Below are 21606 nucleotides of genomic sequence, written 5' to 3' on the forward strand. Positions count from 1 at the left end.
CATCGAGACTTGCCGCAAGCGGGCCGTTTCCTCCTGGGTCTACATCGCCACTGTGATCGCCGCCGCCAGAAAGGGCGTCGCCACACCCTCGCTGCCGCCGATTCCGTCCGGGACGTGAACGGTTACATGCGGCCCCCTGTCCGAACCACGCAGATTCCAAACGATGATCGTTACTACGTGCGCGCCGCTCATGGTCGACAAACTCCGTTACTGCGTTGAGCAGGCCAAAGGCCGTCCCCTTTGCCGACGCGAGCTCGGCGCCTCTACCGTGCCCATCGAACAGTGTCATAACAATGTCCTGGGTTTCAAGAAGCCGACTATCAAAGACACGAACAGGGCCTACGTTCGGCTGTATGACTATTTTGTCTCTAATGAGGCTTGGTTCTCGTTTTTGGGCCGTTATAGGGTCGAATATGTGAGTTGGGGGCTGCACAGGAATGCTGATTGCCCAATTCGGCGCGCAAGGCCTCGCCATCGGTCGGCGTCGTTTGCGCCAACGCGGCGGCGGAGGAGGCGAATAGCGCTGTGAACAATATGCCGGGCAGCAGCTTGCCCAACTGACTCGATGTTGTCAGGTTCCATATCGGTTATTGTCGTTCTTTTGATGGAAAATTATTGGCGAAGACTCGGATGTAATCGGACGTAAGCAGCTTAATCGACCGGACCGATGCGGTCCGCGCAAGGCGACGAACGGCAATATCAGCATGATGGAACGTCAAGTTGGTGAATCCGCGGCAGGCGGCGCGGCCAGGTCCCCGTCAAGAACAGGGCGGCGACGGCCCGTGCTGGCGCCCGTGCCGCCGCCTGCTTACGTCACAGGGAGCCTTGGTGCCGCGCTGCGGCCGCTTATGGCGCGATGCCGGCCGGTGGACGCGGCAGGTCGCGCGCACGCGTGCCCCAGCCCTTGGTGTCCGGCTGCGGCGCAAGCTGGTACTTCAGGGCGCCGCCCGACTGCAGTTGTTCCCAGTCGAGCCACACGCGCTCCACCGCGCGCTCACCGTAGCGCACCGACTTGACGAAGCGGCTCTGACCCGGCTTGGCGCCTGGCGCCTCGATGCGCAGGGTGCGGCCTTGCGGCAGGTCGATCTCGGCATGGGCGAAACGCGGCGCGTGCAGCAGGAAGCGGCCGCTGCCCGGCATGTCCGGATAGATGCCCAGGGCGCTGAACAGGTACCAGGCCGACATGGTGCCCAAGTCGTCGTTGCCGGTCACGCCGCCCGGGCCATTGGTAAACAGCGTTTCCGCGCCGCGCAGCACGGTGGTGGTCTTCCACGGCTGGCCCATCAAGGTGTACATCCATGGGGCATGCAGGTCGGGCTCGTTGTTCGGGTTGTAGCGGAACTGGGCATAGTAGCTGTACGGCCCCACCACCCACGACTTGCGCACCGCGTTCGGGTCGGCCCGCACCGCCTCGTAGTCGAAGAACTGGTCGAGGCGGCCCAGGGCTTGCGGGGCCCCGCCCATCGCCGCCGCCAGGCCTGGCACGTCCTGCTGCGCCAGCCACTGGTACTGCCAGGCCGTGCCTTCGTGGAAGCCGTGGTCGCCGCGCGGATCGAACCCGCTGCCGACGTCGGCGAACCAGCTGCCGTCGCCCAGGCGTGGACGCGGGAAGCCGCGCTGGCCGCTCGCTTGGTCCACCGCATCGGCGTCCCAGATCTTGCGCCAGTTGAGGGCGCGCTGCGACAGCACCTGGGCGTCGTCCGCATGGCCGAGCGCCTTGGCCATCTCGGCCAGCGCGCCATCGGCCAGCGCGTACTCGAGGGTCACCGAGGCGCCGTGGTGCGGGTCGGTGTCCATGCCTTTCGAGACGAAGCTGCGGTCGTATTGCACGAAGCCTTGTTTCAGGTAATTCGGGTTGCCCGAACGGCCTTGCGGGCGAATCCCGTGCGCCGGGATGCCGAAGGCGTTCTCGCGCAGCGCGGCGTAGGCTTCGGCTTCGCGGCCCTTGAGCGCGCCGAAGCGCCACAGGTCGACCAGGAACGGGGTGACCGGGTCGCCCGTCATGATGTTGGTTTCGAAGTTTGCATAGCCCCAGCGCGGCAGCCAGCCGCCGTGCTCGCGGATTTTCAGGACCGACGTCGCGATATCGCTGGCGCGCTCCGGACGCAGCAGCGCAAGCAGCTGGTTCTGCGCGCGGTAGGTGTCCCACAGCGAGAAGAACTCGTAGTAGGTCCAGTCCTTGGCAGTGTGGATCGCGTCGTCGTAGCCGCGGTAGCGGCCGTCGGCGTCGTTGCCGGTCAGCGGTTGCAGCAGCGCGTGGTACAGCGCGGTATAGAACACGGTGCGGTCGTCGGTGCTGCCGCCCTCAATGCGCATGCTCTTCAATTCGCGCTGCCAGTTGGCCTGCGCCTTGGTCTTCATCGCGTCGAACGTCATCAGGCGCCCGTCCGCCATGCCTTCGGCGTTCAGGTTGATGCGCGCGCCTTGCGCGTCCACGTGCGAGATCGCGCTGACCGCAGTGACGGCCTGCCCGTTCTTGAGGTCGAACGTCAGCCAGACACCATGCGGCTTGGCCTCGCCCTGCTGGCTGGGGCCACTGGCGCCCGGCCAGCCGCCGCGATCGTCCCACACGCCCCTGGCCTTGATCGGCTGGTCGAACACCATGCGGAACCACGTGGTGTACTTGGCCCCGCCACAGAAGCTCTTGGTGACGATCTTGCCTTCGACGCTACGATCGTCGACCACCCTGACCTCACTGCCGATGACGGAATGGCGTTCGTTGGCCTGGGCCACGTTGAGCAGCACGTGGCCGGTCGTGGTGCCGCTCGCATAGGTGTAGCGTTCGGCGGCGGCGCGGGTCAGCGCGGTGGCCTCGGCCGTGATGCCGCCATAGCTGGTGAGCTTGACCTTGTAGTAGCCGGCCTGGCCGACTTCGTCGGCATGGGTGTACCCGGCGGCGTAACGCTTGTGGTCGAACGTGTCCTTGTGGGCGGTGTCGAAGTCGCCGCCAGGGCCGATGGTGCCGGTGACCGGCAGCACCGACAGCTGCCCGCCCTGCTCCCAGCAGCCGGCGCCCGACAGGAATGAATGGCCGAAGCCGCGAATGAGCTTGTCGCTGTAGCGGTAACCGGTATAGTGCCCGGCGATCGGGCCGACCTGGATCATGCCGAACGGGGCCGAGGCGCCGGGGAAGGTGTTGCCTTCGTCCTGGGTGCCGATGAAGGTGTTGACCGGCGTGGTATCGCCGGCGGCGGCCGCGGGGTAGTGCATGGCCAGCGGCATGCACGCCAGCAGCGCGAGACGCCGGACCGGCCGCAGCGAGGTAAAACGGGGATGTCGCATCACGATACTTCTCCTTCAAGCAGTTCGAACAATTGAGGCATGGCGGCGGGCGGCGGCGGGGTGGCGCCAGCCTGCAGGCATGCGGCGGAACCGGCCGCCAGGGCCGCATCCAGGTGCGCCTGCAACGGGCGGGTCGGCTCGCCCAGCACGGCAAAAGCGCGTGCCACGTTCCAGGTCGCGCCGCCGACCCGGCTGACCGCTTGCTCGCCGCCCTGGTGGATCATGTCGGTGAGCGCCTCGCCGGCGCACAGCATGAAGGGAGCGTCAACCATGCTCGCCGCCCTTGAGCACGGCCACGGTGTCGTAGACGGCGCCCATGGTGTGGTAATCGACCTTGCCGGCCGGGCTTTTCTCGTCGCTGAGCTTGCGGTTCTCGCGGTCCAGGATGCGGTACCAGGCGCCGTGTTCATGGTCGATGAAATGGCTCCAGCTGTAGGCCCACAAGCGCCCGTACCAGACCCAGTATTGCGCGTTGCCGGTGCGCGCGGCCAGCATGGCCGCCGCCGCCGCGCTCTCGGCCTGCACCCAGAAATACTTGTGCGCGTCACACACCGTCAGGTCCGGCGCCAGCGAGTAGCACAGGCCGCCGTTGCGCATATCCCAGCCCTTTTCCAGCGCCACCTTGAACAGGCGCTCGGCGCTCGGCACCAGCCAATCGAGGTCCTCGCTCAGGACACCCTTGGCACGCGCTTCGAGCTGCACCAGCAGCTTGGCCCACTCGGTGAAGTGGCCGGGCTGGTAGCCCCAGGGGCGGAACAGGTTCTCCGGATCGTCGATATTGAAGGACCAGTCGGGCTGCCAGTCGGCGTCATCATGTTCCCGGATCAAGCCGCCGCAGCGTGCGCTCTGGCGCCCGGTGATGTTGCAGGCAACCAGGCAGGCACGCTCCAGGTAGCGCCGCTCGCCGGTCGCGGAAAACGCGGCCAGCAGCGCCTCGACCGCGTGCATGTTGGCGTTCTGGCCGCGGTAGGTGGACGGCACGCTCCACTCCTGGCTCGCCTCATCGGCGTACAGGCCGGCCGCGGCGTCCCAGAAACGTGCTTCCATCAGGTCGAAGGTCTCGCCGATCCAGGCGCGCGCCTCGTCCACGCCGGCCATCGTGGCATGCGAATACGCCAGCAGCACGAAGGCCTGGCCGTAGGCGTGCTGGGTGCCGTCTTCCACCTTGCCGCCATCGAGCATCCACGCATAGCCGCTGCCATCGGGGGCGCGGTGCGCCTCGCGCAGGAGGTGGTAGAAGCGCATCGTGTGGCGCGCATGGTCGAGCAGCACGTCCGGGCTGCGAAAGTTCGGAAAAATAGTCATGGTGATGTGGTGGTGGGTGTACGCCAGTCGTCGTAGCCGCTTGCGCGCACGCTCGTCTCGACTGGCAGGGTTATGCGGGTGTGTTTAGCGCGTTGTAGCCAACGCCGCATGCACGGACCTTTACCTCGCTTCGAGCAATTCCAGTTCCGCCAGCTCGAACGGTGTGCCTTGCGCAAAGCGCAGCCGGTATTGCCGGTAGGCGCCCGGCCTGGCGACGCCGAACGGGCGCAGCTGCCGCTCCCACGCAAACGGCTCGTTCTCGCGCGTGTCGAGCACGACCCAGGCGCCGCTGCCGTCGCGCCCTTCCAGCGTCCATGACAGCGTGCCCGCCGGCGCCTTGCCGCCGGTGACGGTGTAATGAACGATGGTGGCGGCATTGGGCAAAGTGAGGCCGACGTTCGCGCCGGCCGGCAGCGCCACGGTGGTGGCCGCATCGTCGTCGACCAGCGGCCCGGGGGCGCGCTTGCCGTCGACGGTGACGGCTGCGTCTTGCGAGCGGTCACGCAGGCCCGCGGGGCGTTGTCCGGCGCTGGTCATCGATGCGGGCAAGGCGCCGGCATCGCTGCCCCACGCCGACGGCTTGCTGCCCATCGTGAATTCCAGGGTGGCGCCGGCGGCAATGTCGGCGTGCCGGATCCACGCTTTGTTCCAGGGCGCGCCGTTGACCTTGAGCGACTGCACGTAGACGTTCTCCGGGCTGTTACCGTGCGCGATCACCGATAGCAGGCGGCCATTTTCGAGACGCACATCGGTGCGGGCAAAGGCTGGCGAACCGATCACGTATTCGGGAGACCCCATCCGCAGCGGATACAGTCCCATCATCGCGAAGGTGTACCAGGCCGACATCTCGCCATTATCCTCGTCGCCGGCATAACCCTGGCCGATCTCGCTGCCCAGGTACAGGCGGGCCACGATGTCGCGGGTGATCTTCTGCGTCTTCCAGGGCTGGCCGGCGGCGACATACATCCACGGGATGTGATGCGATGGCTGGTTGCTGTGGGCGTACATCCCCATGCGCACGTCGCGCGCTTCGGTCATCTCGTGGATCACCTGGCCGTAGCTGCCGGAGAATTTGGCATCGGCCGCTTCGGGGGTGGCGAAGAAGGTGTCGAGGCGCCTGGCCAGCCCGGCGCGGCCACCCATCAGGCCCGCCAGTCCTTCGGCGTCGTGCGGCACGCTGAAGGCGAAATTCCAGGCATTCGCTTCGGTATAGTCGCCGCCCCAGCGGCGCGCATCGAAGGTGCCGGCCGCCTCGCGCCATTGCCCCTTGGCGTCGCGGCCGCGGAAAAAGCCGGTGGCCGGATCGAACAGGTGCGCGTAGTCAGCAGCGCGCGCCTTGAAATAGGCGGCCTCCTCGCGGTAGCGGCGGCCACGCGCGCTGTCGCCCTCGGAGGAGGCCAGGGCGGTGGCCATCTGCGCCACGCCGAAGTCGTTGAGCGCGCCTTCCAGCGTCCACGACATGCCTTCGTGGACGCTGGCGTCGGCGTAGCCGCGGTACATCGAGCGTCCCAGGCCCTTGCGCCCGACGTTCGACACGGGCGGCACCACGGTGGCGTTCTTGAGCGCCGCCTCGTAGGCCTGGTGCGCATTGAAGCCGCGCACGCCCTTGAGCCAGGCGTCGGCGAAGGCCACGTCGGAACTGGTGCCGACCATCAGGTCGGCATAGCCCGGCGAGGACCAGCGCGCCACCCAGCCGCCGTCGCGGTATTGCTGCAGAAAGCCGTCGACCATCTCGCCGGCGCGCGTCGGCGCGAACAGCGTGTAAGCCGGCCAGGTGGTGCGGAAGGTGTCCCAGAAGCCGTTGTTGACATAGACCTTGCCGGGCACCACGGGGGCCGAGGTGCGCACGGCGTCGCCACCGGTGTTGGCCGTCGACCAGCCGCTCTGGTCGGCGTGGCGCCAGTCGGGCTGCTGCGCGGTGCCGACGTTTTCGTGGGCGACGTTCGGATACAGGAACAGGCGGTAGAGATTGGAATAGACGGTGGTGAGCTGGTCGTCGCTCGCGCCCTCGACCTTGACACGGCCCAGTTCCGCATCCCAGGCGGCTTGCGCGCGCTCGCGCACGGTGTCGAAGGCGGCGTCGCCGATTTCCAGCGCGAGGTTGCGCTCGGCCTGCTCGATCGAGATGAGCGAGGTGGCGATGCGCATGCGCACTTCGCCCTTGTCGGCCTTGAACTTGATGTAGCCGGTGGGACGGCCGGTGGCGATCGCGCCGCTGCCTTGCCAGGGCTGGTCGAAGCGCGCGAATACGAACATGCGCGCGGCGCCGTTCGACAGAGCGCTGCGCGTATCGGTATAGCCGCGCAGGGTCTGGGTGGCGGCGTCGAAGGTCAAGCCGCCGCGCTCGTCGACGTTATCGAACAGCAGGTTGGCATCGCCCCCTTGCGGGAAACGGAAACGGAAGATCGCGGCGCGCTCGCTCGGCGCGATTTCGGCGCGGATGCCGTTGTCGAAGTCGACGCGGTAGGTGTGGGCGCGCGCCACTTCGTTCTCGTGCGAGAACGACAGCGCGCGGCGCTTGCGGTCGGCATCGGGCTGGCCGCTGGCGTTCGACGGCATCACCTGAAAGCTCTGGCGGTCGCCCATCCACGGGCTGGGCTGATGGCTCAGCGAAAGCGCCTGCAAACGCGGGCGATTGTCGTCGTCGTTCTGCTCGTTCCAGCGGTACAGCCAGTTCAGGGTGCCGGCATCGGTGGCCGGGGTCCAGAAGTTGAAGCCGTGCGGCGTCGCCGTGGCCGGGATGTTGTTACCGCGCGAGAAAGTGCCGTTGGCCTGGGTGCCGCGCGTGGTCAGGACATGGTCCGACGGCCGCGTTGCCGCGCTGCGCGCCTGCTGCGTGAGCTCGATGTCGTCGAGCCAGCCGCTGGAGCCGGCTCCGGATGTCGGCTGCAGCACCAGTTCGATCGCCCTGATGCGCCGCCCCGCCAGTTGACCCAGCCGCACCGCCTTGTGCGCCCACTGCTGCGGATACAGCGTGCGCGACTGCGCCTGCGCGGCCGCATCGACGCGCACGCCGTGGTTGTCGCGCAGGTCCAGGCTGGAGATGCGGCGGCCGTCGTCGAGCACCAGGTCCAGCGCCACGCCGGTGGAGGAGTCGATGTCGCCGTCGACGATCTCCGGCAGCACCTTCCACGACAGGGTGGTATCGCGCCCGATCGCGATATCGACCGGGAACAGCTGCAGCCGTCCGCCCTTGCCGGCGGCACGGTAGCGCAGCGCGCGCGCGCCGCTGTAGCCGGCCTTCGGCTTGGCCGCATAGGGGCGCTCCGGGCCGTCGCCGGGTTCGACCCTGACGCCCTCGGCGCCCAGGGTGGCGGGCGCGGGCTGGCCCGCTTCGAACGAGGTCGAGAAACGCGGTTCGGCCGCGCCGGCGGCAGCGGCGCCGGCCAGCAGCATGGCCACGGTCGATACGATGGTGTGCGTGTTGTTCATGTGAGGACGATCTCCTGTGAAGTGGGGCGGCCGCCCGCGCGGCGGCGGCCAGCGAACCCGGATCGAGGGCGGCGCGCGGCAGGGTCGACACCGGTCCCGCAACAAAAACCACCCTCGCCGCGCCGATGGCGCGGCGAGGGTGGATGCGGACTCAGAACTTGTAGTTCAGGCCGACGTACGCCACGCGGCCGGCGTAGCTGTTGGCGTAGAAGCGAGCCTTGGTGTCGCTGCCCAGGTAGGAACGCGATTCTTCCGCGCTCGCGTTCAGGATCGACGCGGTCAGGCTCAGTTCCGGCGTGACGTTATACGCCGCATTCAGGTCGACCTGGCTGAACGGCTCTTCATACACGTTCAAGCCATTCATCAGGCCGTTGACCACCTGGCCGCGGCGGTTGTACGACGCACGCAGCATCAGCTTGTCGGTCGAGTAGAACAGGGTCGCGTTGGCCTGGTTCTTGGCGCTGCCCACCAGCGGCGAGGTACCGATCTCGGTGCCGTCGGCCAGGGTGATGGCGGCCTGGTTGGTCTTGTTGTACGTGTAGTTGAGCTGGAAGCCGACGCCGTTGCGGAAGGTGTGCTGGGCGTACAGCTCGACGCCTTTCGATACCGCGTCGCGTCCGCCGGCGCTGGTGGCGTAATTCTGCACCGCGATCGATTCGCCGCCGATGTTCAGGTTGACGTCGCGCACCACAGGCACCGCGAAGTTCTGGACGTTCTTGCGGAACACGCCGGCGCCGAGCACCGAGCCGCGGTGGAAATACCACTCCACGCCCAGGTCGTACTGGGTGGCCTGGTACGGTTCGAGATCCTTGTTGCTGCCCTCCCCGAACCAGCCCTGGCGGTCGCCCCCGCCGATCAGGCGGCGGTCGTTGACGTATTCCTGGCCGTAGTAGTTCAGCGCGCCTGGCGCACCGATGTCGTTGTAGCTCGGACGCGCCACCACCTTCGAGGCCGCGCCGCGCAGCAGCAGGGTGTCGGTGAGGTCGTAGGCGACGTTCAGGCTCGGCAGCACGTCGGTGTACTTGCGTTCGAGCGAGCTGACCACATAGGTCGAGACGTGGCCGGTGGCCGGATTGGTCTGGCTGTCCGGCACCACCGTGAAGCCGCTGGTGCAGCCCGAACCGGCGGGCGCACCGGCGGCCGGCAGGCCACCCGCGCGGCAAGGTGCCGGGGTGCCGTCCGGACCGTCGAAGAAATAGTCGTTGTAGTAGTCGACCTTGTCGGTCGAATCGGCGTGCTGCCGGGTGCGCACCACGCGCAAGCCCAGGTTGCCGCGCAGGCGATCGGTCTTGAAGTTCGCCTGCAGGTACGCCGACATGATCTTTTCATTCACGTTGTAGATGAAATTGTCTTCGTTACGGGTCTGCATCTGGCCATAGGTCTGGTTCAGGTGCGAGATGTAGGCCGGGTAGTTAATGGCCGGGAAGGCGCTGGCCTTGAGGCCGCCCGTCAGCTTGCCCAGCGACTCCCCGTACAGGAATTCGGGACGGAACTTGTTGGCCGTCGCATCGCAGCCGTTCTGGTAGCGGTTGTCGTACTGGCCGGCGTCGAGCCCTTGCAGGCCCAGTAGTTGTTGCCGGTGCTGCGACTGGTGCCGCCGTCACGGTACTTGGCACCGAACTGGACCGAGTCGAGCCAGTTGCTGTCGGCATGCCAGGTCAGGTCGGCCTGGGCGTAGTTCTGCTTGGTGCTGTTGCGGGTCCACGACGACGAGGTCGAGCCCAGGTCGATCTCGCCGATGCCGTTGCGCAGGTTTTGCATCAGTTGCGGCGCGAAGGTCATGGACGGCGTGCCCGACACGTCCCACGAGGTCGCGGTGTTGCCGAGTACCCAGCTGCTGTCCGCATTTTGCATGCGCGGCTTGATCGGCATGCCGAACTGCAGTTCCGGACCGCCCTTGGCCCAGGTGCGGCCGCCCTTGAAGGTGGCGTCGATCGATGTGCCCTTCCATTCTATGTCGAGGTCGGCGGTCTGCGAGAGCGCGCGCTCGCGGCTGTAGCCGCCGGTGATCTGCGGTGTCGGGACGGTGCAGTCGTCGGGGCCGAAGCCGCCGGTATTGGCCAGGCCGCCCGCGCCGGCCTGCGCGCTGTTGCAGTAATACTTTTTGCCCGGATGCGCGCTGTACTGCGCGCCGGTGACGATGGTGCCGCTCGGGTCGAAGCTCAGGCCGTCGAGCAGGCGTCCGCCCGGCCAGTTGCCGTCACCGTCGTAGCGGGCGATATTCCATTCCGGGACCTTCAGCTGGTTCAGCTGGGAATTTTGCTGCAGGTCGAAGCGGAAGTAGTTGGCCGTCATGTTCAGCTTGCGCAGCGGCTTGAACTGCAGGGTCAGCTGCCCGCCCTTGCGCTCGCGCTCGGTGGTACGCACGTCCAGGTTGACCGAGGTCGGCATCGCGAATTTGCTGTAGTACTTGCCCGACTGGTCGTAGAAGCCCGACTGGCCCCACCAGAACGAATTGAGGTTCGATGGCTTGCTGTCCGCGCCGACCGGCGGCTGCGTCTTGTAGCTGTCGGCATACCACTGCCAGTTCTCGGTGCTGGCGCCCATCGTGCGCGTGGTACGCTTTTGCTGGGTGTAGCCGACCAACATGCCGATGCGGTTGCTCTCGTCGTGCCAGGCGTACTGGCCGGAGAACTGGGGGTCGGTTTTTTTGGTGGTGTCGGCCCAGGTGCCCTCGGCGTTGACGAAGCCGGAGCCCGACTTGACGTCCAGCGGACGGCGCGTGCGCAGGATCACCGTGCCGCCGATGCCGCCTTCGTCGAAGCGCGCTTCGGACGTCTTGTACAACTCGGCGCTGGAGAGCATATTCGACGGCATCAGCATGTAGTTGAACGAACGCGACGGATCGCCGTTCGATTCGGCGGTGGCGACGTAGTTGCCATTGAGCTGGGTCAGGGTCAGGTCGGACGACAGGCCGCGCACGCTGACGTTCTTGCCTTCGCCGCCGCTGCGGGTGACGACGACACCGGGCACGCGCTGCAGGGCGTCGGCCACGTTCTTGTCCGGGAATTTACCGACGTCTTCGGCAGTCACGACCTCGACGATCGAATTGGCTTCGCGCTTCTGGTCGAGGCTTTTCTCGATCGCGTAGCGAAAACCGGTGACCACGACTCTGGTCGGGGCGGCGCCGGCGGCCTGCTTGGCTGATGTTGCCGCGACCGGCGTTGGTGCCGCAGCCGGCTGCCCTGCGGGCGGCTGGGCAGGCTGGGCGGCCGGCGCGTTTTGCGCGTGGGCGCTCGACAGCGAGAGCAACGCGAGGCCGACGGCCATGGCGATGGGCGTGACGCGGCAGCGCGGGCGGGAAGCGTGATGGGTTCTTGAAGTCATGTTGGTCTCCTGATCGTGCCCTGTATCGGGCTTTCTTTTATAGCGGCAGCAAGTGTCAGGCGTCCGTCAACCGGGCGCAGCCTCCCGCACCGCAAGGCGAAGCGGGTCTGCCATCCCACTCGATGCCTCGACCGGGAACGGAACCCACCTTGAAGCTCGATGCGAAACCAGCGCGACACTGTCTCGGGCCTGGCAGACCGTCAATTGCGTTGCGCGCGGCATGCACGAAGCGAAATGCAACCAGAATCTTGCAGATTTACTAAACGGCGGTGGATCATGTGCATGCCGGTGAGTTTCGCATTTCAATAAAGCAAATTTATACTAGGGAATGTACTAGCCTTCAATCAACTTTCAAGATTTGCGTGAAGTTTAGCGTTGTCTAGTAAACACGGGTGGAGGGAATTTTTCTTTCCTAGGAATCCGGTTTCTATCTGGCGGCAGGCCTTGATGTTGAGCGGAACCATTCCCACCCGGGTCTGGCCAAAAGCAATCGCAACGATCGGCCCGCCCGTCCTGGGCTAGTCGAACAAGCAGCAGCTTCACCGAAGCTTAGAAAGCGACCATGCACCTTCACAAACTGTTGTCCTTGCGTTTCGCGCTTGCAACTGCGGCAATGTCCCTTATGTTATCCACCAACTCCTTCGCCTTGAACGTGACTGTCGTGCAAGGACAGTCCTGTCCGGCCAACACGACCTTGCTGGGCTATCAGGAAGCCGAAGCCAACAAGGCGGGCTATGCACCAAGCTCGGCCAGTGGGATATTGCCCGCATTGGCGGCGGTGGCGCGATGGACGGATCCGGTTATCGTTGCGGCATGAGGCCGCAGGACACGCGCGCGCTCAATGCTGTCGTGTGCGTGGTGCCACTTGCCGCGCCTGCCCCCGATTACGTGCAGCGTTTTGCCCCCGAACTGCGCCATGACAGGGCGTCAAACGGCTATCCGATGTCGGCGCAAGTATTCTACGAGGCGATGAAAAATTACAGGGCCGGCGCCTTCCGTGTTGAAAATACCGATCGCGCAACGCTTGCCAGCGGCGCCATTCCGACCTACTACCAGGTCAGGATGATCGGCCGTCAGACGCGCATCAACTACTGGTGGTTCTCCGCTTACCAGCACGCCTGTTTTGCCGGACAAGGTAGCCATAACGGCGACTGGGAACACGTCACGGTGATCCTGACGGAGGACCGCAGCGCAGTTGCCGCTGTCAGCTACTACCAGCATGGGGACCACTACACACGGATTGCCGGCCCGCGTGCCGCGCCCTGCACCCCAGATGGCGTCGGGCGTTGTTCCGGCCCGCGCGGTTTCCCCATGAATGGCACGCACCCCGTTGTCTATTCAGGAAAATACGCGCATGGTTCCTACCACGACAGCAATTCCTTTGGTCCGCCGGGCCCGACCGAGTGCGCACAATTTGGCGATTACCGCAATCCGGCATCGTCCGCCGACTATTTGCAGAGCTGGCGCAATCTGGTTGATCTTGACGGCAATCAGGAGCCCTGGATCAACGATGATCGGACAGCGAGCTGGGCCTGGGGACCGGACGGTATGAGCACCCATCCAACCCAGCGCTCGCCGGTCGATGCCGAGCATGCGGCGTCTTGCACGGGGAGCGCCATGTTCGGGGTTGCCAATGCCGGCTGCTATCAGTCTGAATGCCTCGCTGGCGACGATCAAGCCTTCGATACCTGCCTTAAGGAATGCAAATCGGACTATACCAATATGGGCCTGACATGCAACAAGGGCCGCTGTCCTTGGGAATGGTCCGTCTACGCGAGAAACAAATACAATTTCAATTACAAAATTCCTGCGCAAGACGCCGGCCTGATTCGGCGGCGCAATACGGGAAGTGAGTGGAATTTACCGTAAGGCGACAAGGGCGATCTCGCGACGAACGCGCGATCGCCCTACCGCACGCGGCGATGACAGTGCCTTTCTGACGGGAACGCGCGGCGCACAAACACCACCCAGGCTAGCGGACCATCTGGCATGCCTGTTTGTACCCTCCATCGCAAGAGGCCTGGTAGAGCGTCCATGCGGCAGCACTGTCCTGGGACGCGCCGGCCCCACGGTGGTACAGGTGCGCGAGGTCGCCGCATGCTTGCACGGAGCCCTCGTCCCCGCCGCCGGGTGGATCGATACGAGAACAGCACAATTTAGTACGGTCGTTCGCAAATCTATTTGACGTGCCGAAGACGCCTGCGCGACGTAAAACATTGACACGACGGCGACGACGCCGGCAGGAGCCTTGTCAGGTGAACGCTTCGCCTCCAAAGCATGCCGCCCAAAGCGCTGCATGTCGGTCATGAAAGCGTCACATTATGTCGAGACCGCCGCGTTTATCGACTGGCAAGGTATCAAATGGTTTGCCAGAGCGAGGCGACGCGTCGCTCTCGCTGTTTCAAGAAAAACCAGATCCGTGGAAAATAGTATGGTTATTGCATATGCGTTACAAATTGATGACAATTTTCCGCTTGATCTCGTTGTCCACCTAGACTAATCGTTTGGCACCGGCCTCATATTTTCTTCGTCGTCACCAGGCTTTTATATTTCCCTGCTTGACTTTCAATATTGCCTTATATAGAATTCGGCGCCATGATTAACTTGCACGCCGATAAAACGGCGCCATTCCTTTAAGATAATACACTTTCAAAAAAAATAATATTATGAAAAAAGATATTACCTTAAGAAAAGCCATTCCACGAGATGCCGCTCAGATCGTCGACCTCTACCAGAGCGTCTACCAAGGTGATTACAGTGATCCAATGATGTCGGAGACGGCGCGACTGCGCGCTGCGCTCGGGCGGGATGACTATTACTGGATTGTGGCGTCCATCGATGACCGCATTGTTGGTTCCGTTGTCTATCAGCACACGCTCACTGGGCTTGCCAAAGTCTTTGGCGCAGTCATTGACAATGACTGTCGCGGACAGAATTTGACGGAACGGATGATGGAATTCGGCTATGCGCAATTGCGCGCCATCGCACATGTCGAAGTCGTCTACGCCACAACCAGAACGATTTCTTCGGCACCGCAAAAATTGACGGCGAATCTGGGCTACCGAAAACTGGGAATTTTCCCAAATGTTCACAAGACGAGTGGGTATGAAACGCATTGCCTTACTGCATTATTTACGAAAAGCGCGTTCGATTCGCGCTTTACCGATTTTGCCCTGCATCCACGCCTGCGTCCCCTTTTTGAAATAGTCCGGCGCGAATGCGGCTTGACCGCGATTCCCGACGATTGGATTCCCCATACCAGCGCCGAAAATTTCTCGCGCGCACGCTCCACGCTGGAACTCGAATTGATCCATGCACCGCGCCTGACCAAGCGCCGTTTTGACGAGGGCAAGAACACGCTGGTGGCGCAAGACCACCATACTTTTTTCCCGTTTCAAGAACCCAATCTGCTGATCAGCTCGGCCGATCAGGACGTGGAGGTTTTCTGTTATTTTTCAGAGACGGACAAACATTGCGTGTTGATCGGCATTCACGATTTGTGCAATGCAGGATTCGCCGATATCGTGGAAAAGGCATCGGTAATCCTGCAAGACCTGGGTGTGCGCTATATCGAATTCATTATTCGCGCCGATGAGTCGGAGAAAATAGAAATCGCAATGCAAGCCGGTTTCATTCCCTGCGCCTATTTCCCCGCCATGCATTTGATTGGCGCGCAGCGCTATGATTTCGTCATATTCAGCCGATCTTATGAAATACTGAATTTCAGAAATATCCGCCTGGAAGGCATTAATCGCGAATATTTGAACCAGTATCTGCAACTCTGGAAAAAAAATTCGCTGGAGCCGGAACCGGCGTGCGCAGCGTGACAGGATTATCATGAAATTTTCAATGGCAGTATTCAAGGACCAGAATTCATCCCGGCTTTTCGTCGGGCAATTCATTTCACAAATCTGCGACAAGATGATGACCCTCGGCCTGGTCTGGGTTATTTCGCAGGAGCAATCCATACAAATGATACCGTGGTTCCTGGCGATAGGCGCGCTTCCCCATCTGTTGCTGGCCAGCAGTGGGGGCAAGCTGGTGCAAAGAATCGGCGTCCTGAGGACACTGATACACACCGACGTATCAAGGGGCATCATCTTCTTGCTGGTCGGACTGTTGTGGCTCGTCTATTTCAAGCACCATTCGCTGACCACGCTATTTATCCTGACGTTTGTTTCAAATTTGCTTGGCGCGCTGTTCAATATCGCTGTCTTTACACTGCCCGGGCTCATGCCAAAAAAGGAATTGGTCCCACAGTTGACCGCCATGGTCGATTCCTGCTTTTCCCTGGGGACGGTAGTTGGGCCAGCGATTTCCGCCCTGCTCTATCCTTGGCTTGGTTTGTCGGGTCTGCTTGTATTGAATGGGCTTAGCTATTTGCTGGCGGCAGGGCTGGAAGGGGGAATCCGGCTCGATCCTGCTGATCCGGAAACGGTCGAATCGGAGCCGGCGGATGCCGACATGGCGCCAGCGATACCCGGGCGGTCGATGTTTGCCGATCCCTTGATACGCTTCATGTTGTCGGCATTTTTCCTGATGAATCTTGCGCTGACACCCTTGATGGCCTTGCTCCCCTTGTTTGTCCAGACCCGATTCGCCGGCAATCTTGCCATGCTGGCCGCCTTCGAGGTGTCGATCGGCATGGGGATGGTGGCGGGAAGTTTGTTGCTTTCGGTCGTGGAATTTCCGCTCAAAAGGGGCAAGCGGGCGATCGCCGGCTTGAGCGCCGTGTCCCTGCTCTACCTTTTCTTTGGCTTGAACCACAATCCCGTATTGGCTTGCCTGGCACTGGCTGGCTTGGGGCTGGCACTGGCCGTCGTCAATGTGTCGCTATTGACGCTGTTTCAATCGCGGCCCGCGCCAGCCGATGTCCCCGTGGTCATGAGCTGGGTCAATACGATCAGTATTGGCGCCTTGCCGATATCGATGTTGATGGTGGGAAGCTTGATTGAAAAAATCGATTTGACAAAAATGACGATATGTCTCGCGCTCGGGTTGTTGACGATATCACTGGCCACCGCATTTTATCGGGAATTTAGGGAAATATGAATATCAACACTATGCACGCGGTCCAGGGCGTTTGCGAACAACGCCATCCCTTCGCTTCCTCCGCCGCGCAGGAATCGATGTTTGTCGGTGCCATGAAGGAAAATATCAACTGGCACCAAGAGCAATCGCCGTTTTATCGGAAATTGCTGGAAATGAAACAATTTGATGCCGCCACGCTGACGTCGATCGATGACCTGGCGAGCATCCCCTTTGTTCCGGCGACGTTTTTCAAGTCGCACGAACTTCTTTCGGTTGCGCGCGATGACATCAAGCTGCACCTGACTTCTTCCGGAACGACCGGTCAAAAGTCGCAAGTCTCGTTTGATGCCTGGTCATTGAGCGCCGGGCAAAAGATGATCGACGCGGTCTTCGAGCACTTTGGCTGGAACACGCCGGATGTCAAGACCAACTATCTGCTGTATTCGTATGAAACCGCATCGGATTCGCAACTGGGAACGGCCCACACCGACAATTTCCTGTGCAAGTATGCACCCGTTGCATCGGCATTTTATGCTTTGCGCAGGACCGGCGCGCCAACAACGGCGACGGGCGGCGCGTCGCACGAGTTCGATGTTTTTGGTTGCATCGAAAAGCTGCAACACTACGCCGCAGAAGGTCTTCCAGTACGCATTTTCGGTTTCCCGGCATTTCTGTTTTTTACACTGAAGCGGATGCGCGAGCTGGGCTTGCCGCCGCTCAAACTCTCCGCCGATTCGCTGGTATTCCTCGGCGGTGGATGGAAAGGCAATGCCGACCAGGCGATCGCCAAACACGATCTGTACGCCCGCATTCACGAGCAGCTTGGCATTCCCGACCTGCGTATCCGCGACAGCTTCGGCTCGGTCGAGCATGCCGTCCCGTACGCGGAGTGCGCACACCACCAATTTCATGTTCCCGTCTGGTCGCAGGTGATCATCCGCGATGTGCGTACCCTGAAACCAAGGAAATTCGGTGAAGCGGGCTTTCTGCAATTTCTCACGCCCTACATCACCTCGGTGCCTGCCCAGAGTGTCTTGATGGGCGACATGGCGACACTGTATCCCGGCGAATCCTGTGCTTGCGGAAATGAGCGGCCGTATTTCGTCATTCACGGACGGGCTGGAACGAGTAAAAATAAAAGCTGCGCCATTGCGGCGGCTGAACTGTTGAGGCGGTAATCATGGAAAATATGAACAAGCAACACCTCTGGCAAGGCGAGTGGATCGGCGATCAAGAACTGGCCAGCAGGATCGGCGATATACAATCGTTGGTGGCCCGGCAAATGGCGTGCGAACTCGATATCGAGACGGTGCTGGCGGCCGGGGATTTACTCGGGAAAAATATCAGGGAAAAATCGGCTATTTTTACCGAATTGAAGAACTGCCTGTCTGGCACCGATCAATTTACGTCGGACGAAATCGGTCTGGCCTTGCTTGAAATAGCCGATGTCTTGCGCCGTGCGAATCTGGAAAAGAAGCTGATCCGTGAACTCGGTTCCAGCAATCCCTTGCTCGCTTGCCGCACCCAATTCGACGATGCGATCTTCGAAGCTTGGGCGCCGTTGGGTTTCCTGGTCCACATTTCACCGCAAAATGCCTTCACGGTCGGGCCGATGAGCGTGCTCGAAGGATTGCTTTCTGGAAATTTTAACTTTCTCAAGACGAGTCCGCAAGAGAGTTCCTTCCCCCAGATCTTCTTACATGCCTTGGGCAAGTGCGATCCGAGCGCCCAGCTTGAGAAATTCATCATCGTGGCAAAAATGTCGTCGAAGCGAAAAGATCTGTTGGAGCCGGTATTTGCCGGGGCCGATGGCATTGCCGCCTGGGGCGGTGAGGAGTCGATTCAATCGATACGCGCCATGACACCTGCCAGCGTGCGCATCGTCGAGTGGGGACACAAGATATCGTTGGCATTTCTTTCCATGGAAGCTGCCCAGGATCCCCATACGCTGAAACAACTCGCCATGGAATGCTGCCTGATGGAACAGCAAGCCTGTTCCAGTCCGCAATGTGTCTATCTCGACACGTCGGACTGGAATGAATTGCAGCGGTTTGGCGAGCGGCTTGCCGATGCCTTGACGCTGGTGGCGCAGGAACTGCCACGCCAGTTGCCCGATACCGCCAGTGCCGGCGAAATTGCTTTGGTCAGCGAGTGTCACAGGCTCGAATCGTGCCTCGGCAATGCTCGCCTCATCGAAGCACCCGATGGCGGGTGGCGCATTTACATCGACGACCATGCGGCGCTGGCGGCATCGCCGCTGTACCGCAGCATCTGGGTCAAGCCCTTGCCGCGCACCGACATCATCCGGGTCTTGCGGCCCATGCGCAACTATCTGCAAACAGTGGCGATCTGTTGCAAACTCTCGGAAATTGATCCGCTGTCGCGCTCTTTTTTGCGTGCGGGTGCGATCCGTATCCGGCGTATTGGCGAAATGACGGGAGGATACCCCGGCGAGCCGCATGACGGTGTCTATGCCTTGCAACGCTATTGCCGCAGAGTGAGCTTGCAGTTGGCCCATGAAGCGCAGGGGATTTCCAATTTCGATGAGTTGAGAAAATTCCCTCCGCTGCAGTGGGACCCGGTTCCGGCCATGACCGCCAAGGAGCAGTTCCAGTCGGTGCCGGCCGATCCTGCCCAAGCCCATCTTTTCTTCAAGTCGGGCGGTAGCACGGGCGAACCAAAACTGTCGACGTTCAGCTACCAGCAATACCATGAGCATATCCGGCTCGGTGCCGAGGGTTTGTACGCGGCGGGCTTTGATCCGCTCGGCGACCGGGCGATGAATCTGTTCTTTGGCGGGGGACTCTACGGTGGCTTCATCAGCTTTTTTTCGGCACTCGAACAGCTGGGCGCCATCCAGTTTCCCATGGCGGCCCATGGCGATACCCGCATGGTCGCCCAGGAAATCGTCAAGAACAAGGTGAATGTCTTGCTCGGCATGCCATCGTATATTCTGCAACTGTTTGAAAAGGAAGCTGACATTCTCTCCGCCTATCGGGGAGTCAAGAAGATCTATTATGGCGGAGAACATTTCAGTCCCGCCCAGCGAAATTATCTGCACGAGTCCTTCCAGGTCGATGTGATACGCTCGGCCGCCTATGGCAGCGTCGATATCGGTCCGATCGGGTTCCAGTGCGAACATAGCGATGGCGGCGTCCACCATCTTCAGCAACAGCTTCAATACCTCGAAATATTGAAAATGGATGAAGATCGAGCGGTGCAAGGCGAGGAAGTCGGCCGATTGGTCTTCACGCCGCGCATGTTGTCGGTCAATAAGCCATTGCGCTACGAAATCGGCGATGTCGGCCACTGGATCGCCGATCCGGATGGCATTTGCGCCTGCGGCAGGGCCGCGCCGCGCTTTCGACTGCTGGGACGGACGGGGGATATTTGTCGGATTGGTTCCACTTTTCTCAATTATCAGGAATTCATCCGTATCCTGGCGACGCATTTCGCCTATGCGGGCGAAGCGCAGCTGATCCTGGCGCAAGCCGAGATCAAGGAAAAGGTCATCTTGGTGATTTCCGATTCGGAGCGCTTGCCAGCGCTGCGTTGCCGAGAGATTTTCCTGGAAAACTACCTGGATTTGCAGGAAGCCGTGCTGACCGATGAAACGCTGCTGTTTGAAGTGCAAGCGGTGGGAATCGATGAATTCCACAGGACTGCGGGAAGCGGAAAATTGATTCGTGTGCTGGACCGGAGAGCGCGTTGATGAGCATGGAAATTAGCCGGGAAATACTTCCCTCACTGATCGCGTTTGCCCGGAAAAATTCGCCATTTTATGGCGATCTTTACCGCGCATTGCCGGAAACGATACACGCGATCGAAGAGTTGCCCGTGTTGAGCCAGCAAGCGTTTTGGGAAGCCAACCGTCTGGAGGGTGGGCAATTGCTGACGGGGGCGATGCACGATGGCATCGTCTTGAAGAGTGGCGGAACCACCGGCAACCCCAAGTTCTCGGTGTTCAGCCGGACTGACTGGAATGTGTTTGTCACAGCCTTTTCCCGCGGACTGGCGCTGGGAGGTCTGCAGGATGGCGACCGGGTCGCCAATCTGTTTTATGTCGGCGAGTTGTATGGATCGTTCTTGTTTACCCACAAGGCGCTCGAAGAGTGCCCCAAGCGGGTCATGCAACTCCCGATTGCGGGCGCCACGACACCCGCCGATGTCTATCGCTTTATCACGGAATTGAAGGCCACGGTCTTGGCCGGCGTGCCGACCACAATGATGAGTCTGGTAGATCACATTGACAAGGTGGGGGGCGATCCAGCCGCGTCGACGGTCAGATTGATCCTGTTTGCCGGCGAAGCCATGTATCCCGATCAGCGCGCCAGGTTGGAAGCATGCTTTCCAGGCGTCGAGATCCGCTCCATCGGTTATGCGAGCACGGATGCCGGATTGCTGGGATTCGCCGATCTTTCATGCGGCCCCAATGAATTTCGCTGCTACGATGATGATGCGCTGTTCGAAATTGTCGATGAAGAAACGGGCTCGCCCATCGTCGCGCCGGGCATCGAAGGGCTGGCCGTGGTCACGGCCCTGCGGCGCCATTTGATGCCGATCCTGCGCTATCCGGTCGGTGACAGGGCCAGCTGGGTCGATGCCCATGGTACGGCGCATCGCAAGTTTCTGTTACGGGGACGTTCCGATGAATCGGCCAGGGTCGGCCCGGTCACGCTGTATCCGGAAGATGTCAGGTCGGTACTGGCGTCGTTTCCGGCTTGCCAGGGCGCCTGCGATTTTCAATTGCTGACCATCCATCGTGACGGAAAGGATGGGTTGATACTGCGGATCGGCAATCGCAATGCCGATCCGGCGCTCAGCGCGCAGATCATCGCTGCGATCTACGAGCATCGCCCCATGTATGGTCAATTGCTGGCGCAAGGCAAGATCCTGCCCATCGACATAGAATGGGTGGATGCGACGGCGCTGGAAATCAATCCCCGCTCGGGAAAGCTCAAGCGCGTGATCGATCGTCGCTTTGCCTGAGTTCACGTAGAGCTTGGCGCGGCAATCGCGTATGCTGTCGTCCTCGATTCATGGATGGAGCAGCGACGAATGGCGACGAGGTGGATAATGTTACATGAGTGCTAGCCTGAATGTTGCACAAAAAAGGGCAAGAATGCCGTAAGTGATTGATAGAATGGGAGTTATCTAAAAACCTACCCTATCAGCACGAACACACCTTGCCCGACATGAATTCTACCCCAGAGCAGCTCCGTTTTGCAT

13 protein-coding genes and 1 pseudogene are annotated in these 21606 nt (G+C 61.6%); 7 read left to right on the forward strand and 7 right to left on the reverse strand.

Translation table 11 applies throughout. The features are described from left to right. Positions 1-130: 130 nt before the first annotated feature. The 7 genes and pseudogenes from F1735_RS38325 to F1735_RS36885 form a co-directional block, all read right to left on the reverse strand. A pseudogene (locus F1735_RS38325) lies at positions 131-292 on the reverse strand (DUF932 domain-containing protein); the annotation flags it as partial. Positions 293-846: 554 nt separating this feature from the next. Further along, on the reverse strand, positions 847-3282 hold the full coding sequence (locus F1735_RS27945) for a GH92 family glycosyl hydrolase (protein WP_167239984.1): 2436 nt from the start codon (positions 3280-3282) through the stop codon (positions 847-849). Next, complete coding sequence (locus tag F1735_RS36875; protein ID WP_229506002.1) at positions 3282-3554, reverse strand: hypothetical protein; 273 nt, start codon at positions 3552-3554, stop codon at positions 3282-3284. Before F1735_RS36875 ends, F1735_RS27945 begins: the two co-directional genes overlap by 1 nt. Next, entirely contained in the window at positions 3547-4587 is a 1041-nt protein-coding gene (locus tag F1735_RS27955) for an AGE family epimerase/isomerase (protein ID WP_167239975.1), read from the reverse strand. Before F1735_RS27955 ends, F1735_RS36875 begins: the two co-directional genes overlap by 8 nt. A gap of 120 nt (positions 4588-4707) precedes the next feature. Further along, positions 4708-8019, reverse strand: a complete 3312-nt coding sequence (locus F1735_RS27960) for a GH92 family glycosyl hydrolase (protein ID WP_167239976.1) — start codon at positions 8017-8019, stop codon at positions 4708-4710. A gap of 151 nt (positions 8020-8170) precedes the next feature. Next, positions 8171-9586, reverse strand: a complete 1416-nt coding sequence (locus F1735_RS36880) for a TonB-dependent receptor (protein WP_308628098.1) — start codon at positions 9584-9586, stop codon at positions 8171-8173. Continuing rightward, a complete protein-coding gene (locus F1735_RS36885) occupies positions 9469-11346 on the reverse strand; it encodes a TonB-dependent receptor (RefSeq protein ID WP_229506003.1) in 1878 nt (625 codons plus the stop codon). The genes F1735_RS36880 and F1735_RS36885 overlap by 118 nt, the downstream gene beginning before the upstream one ends. A gap of 562 nt (positions 11347-11908) precedes the next feature. Here F1735_RS36885 and F1735_RS27970 point away from each other — a divergent pair. The 7 genes from F1735_RS27970 (at position 11909) to F1735_RS28000 (ending at position 21366) form a co-directional block, all read left to right on the forward strand. After that, positions 11909-12163 carry a hypothetical protein gene (locus F1735_RS27970; RefSeq protein ID WP_167239977.1) on the forward strand — a complete coding sequence of 85 codons (255 nt, stop codon included), beginning with the start codon at positions 11909-11911 and terminating at the stop codon, positions 12161-12163. Further along, on the forward strand, positions 12133-13215 hold the full coding sequence (locus F1735_RS27975; protein ID WP_167239978.1) for a hypothetical protein: 1083 nt from the start codon (positions 12133-12135) through the stop codon (positions 13213-13215). Before F1735_RS27970 ends, F1735_RS27975 begins: the two co-directional genes overlap by 31 nt. Before the next feature lie 797 nt (positions 13216-14012). Further along, complete coding sequence (locus F1735_RS27980) at positions 14013-15173, forward strand: GNAT family N-acetyltransferase (RefSeq protein WP_167239979.1); 1161 nt, start codon at positions 14013-14015, stop codon at positions 15171-15173. 10 nt (positions 15174-15183) lie between these two features. Continuing rightward, entirely contained in the window at positions 15184-16398 is a 1215-nt protein-coding gene (locus F1735_RS27985) for an MFS transporter (RefSeq protein ID WP_167239980.1), read from the forward strand. Next, on the forward strand, positions 16395-17555 hold the full coding sequence (locus F1735_RS27990) for a LuxE/PaaK family acyltransferase (protein WP_167239981.1): 1161 nt from the start codon (positions 16395-16397) through the stop codon (positions 17553-17555). The genes F1735_RS27985 and F1735_RS27990 overlap by 4 nt, the downstream gene beginning before the upstream one ends. A gap of 2 nt (positions 17556-17557) precedes the next feature. Then, on the forward strand, positions 17558-20089 hold the full coding sequence (locus F1735_RS27995) for an acyl-CoA reductase (RefSeq protein WP_167239982.1): 2532 nt from the start codon (positions 17558-17560) through the stop codon (positions 20087-20089). Continuing rightward, positions 20089-21366, forward strand: coding sequence for a phenylacetate--CoA ligase family protein (locus tag F1735_RS28000; protein ID WP_167239983.1), 1278 nt, complete (start codon positions 20089-20091; stop codon positions 21364-21366). The genes F1735_RS27995 and F1735_RS28000 overlap by 1 nt, the downstream gene beginning before the upstream one ends. Positions 21367-21606 lie beyond the last annotated feature (240 nt).

Source organism: Massilia genomosp. 1 (assembly GCF_011682185.1).
GTDB lineage: Bacteria > Pseudomonadota > Gammaproteobacteria > Burkholderiales > Burkholderiaceae_D > Telluria_A > Telluria_A rubra.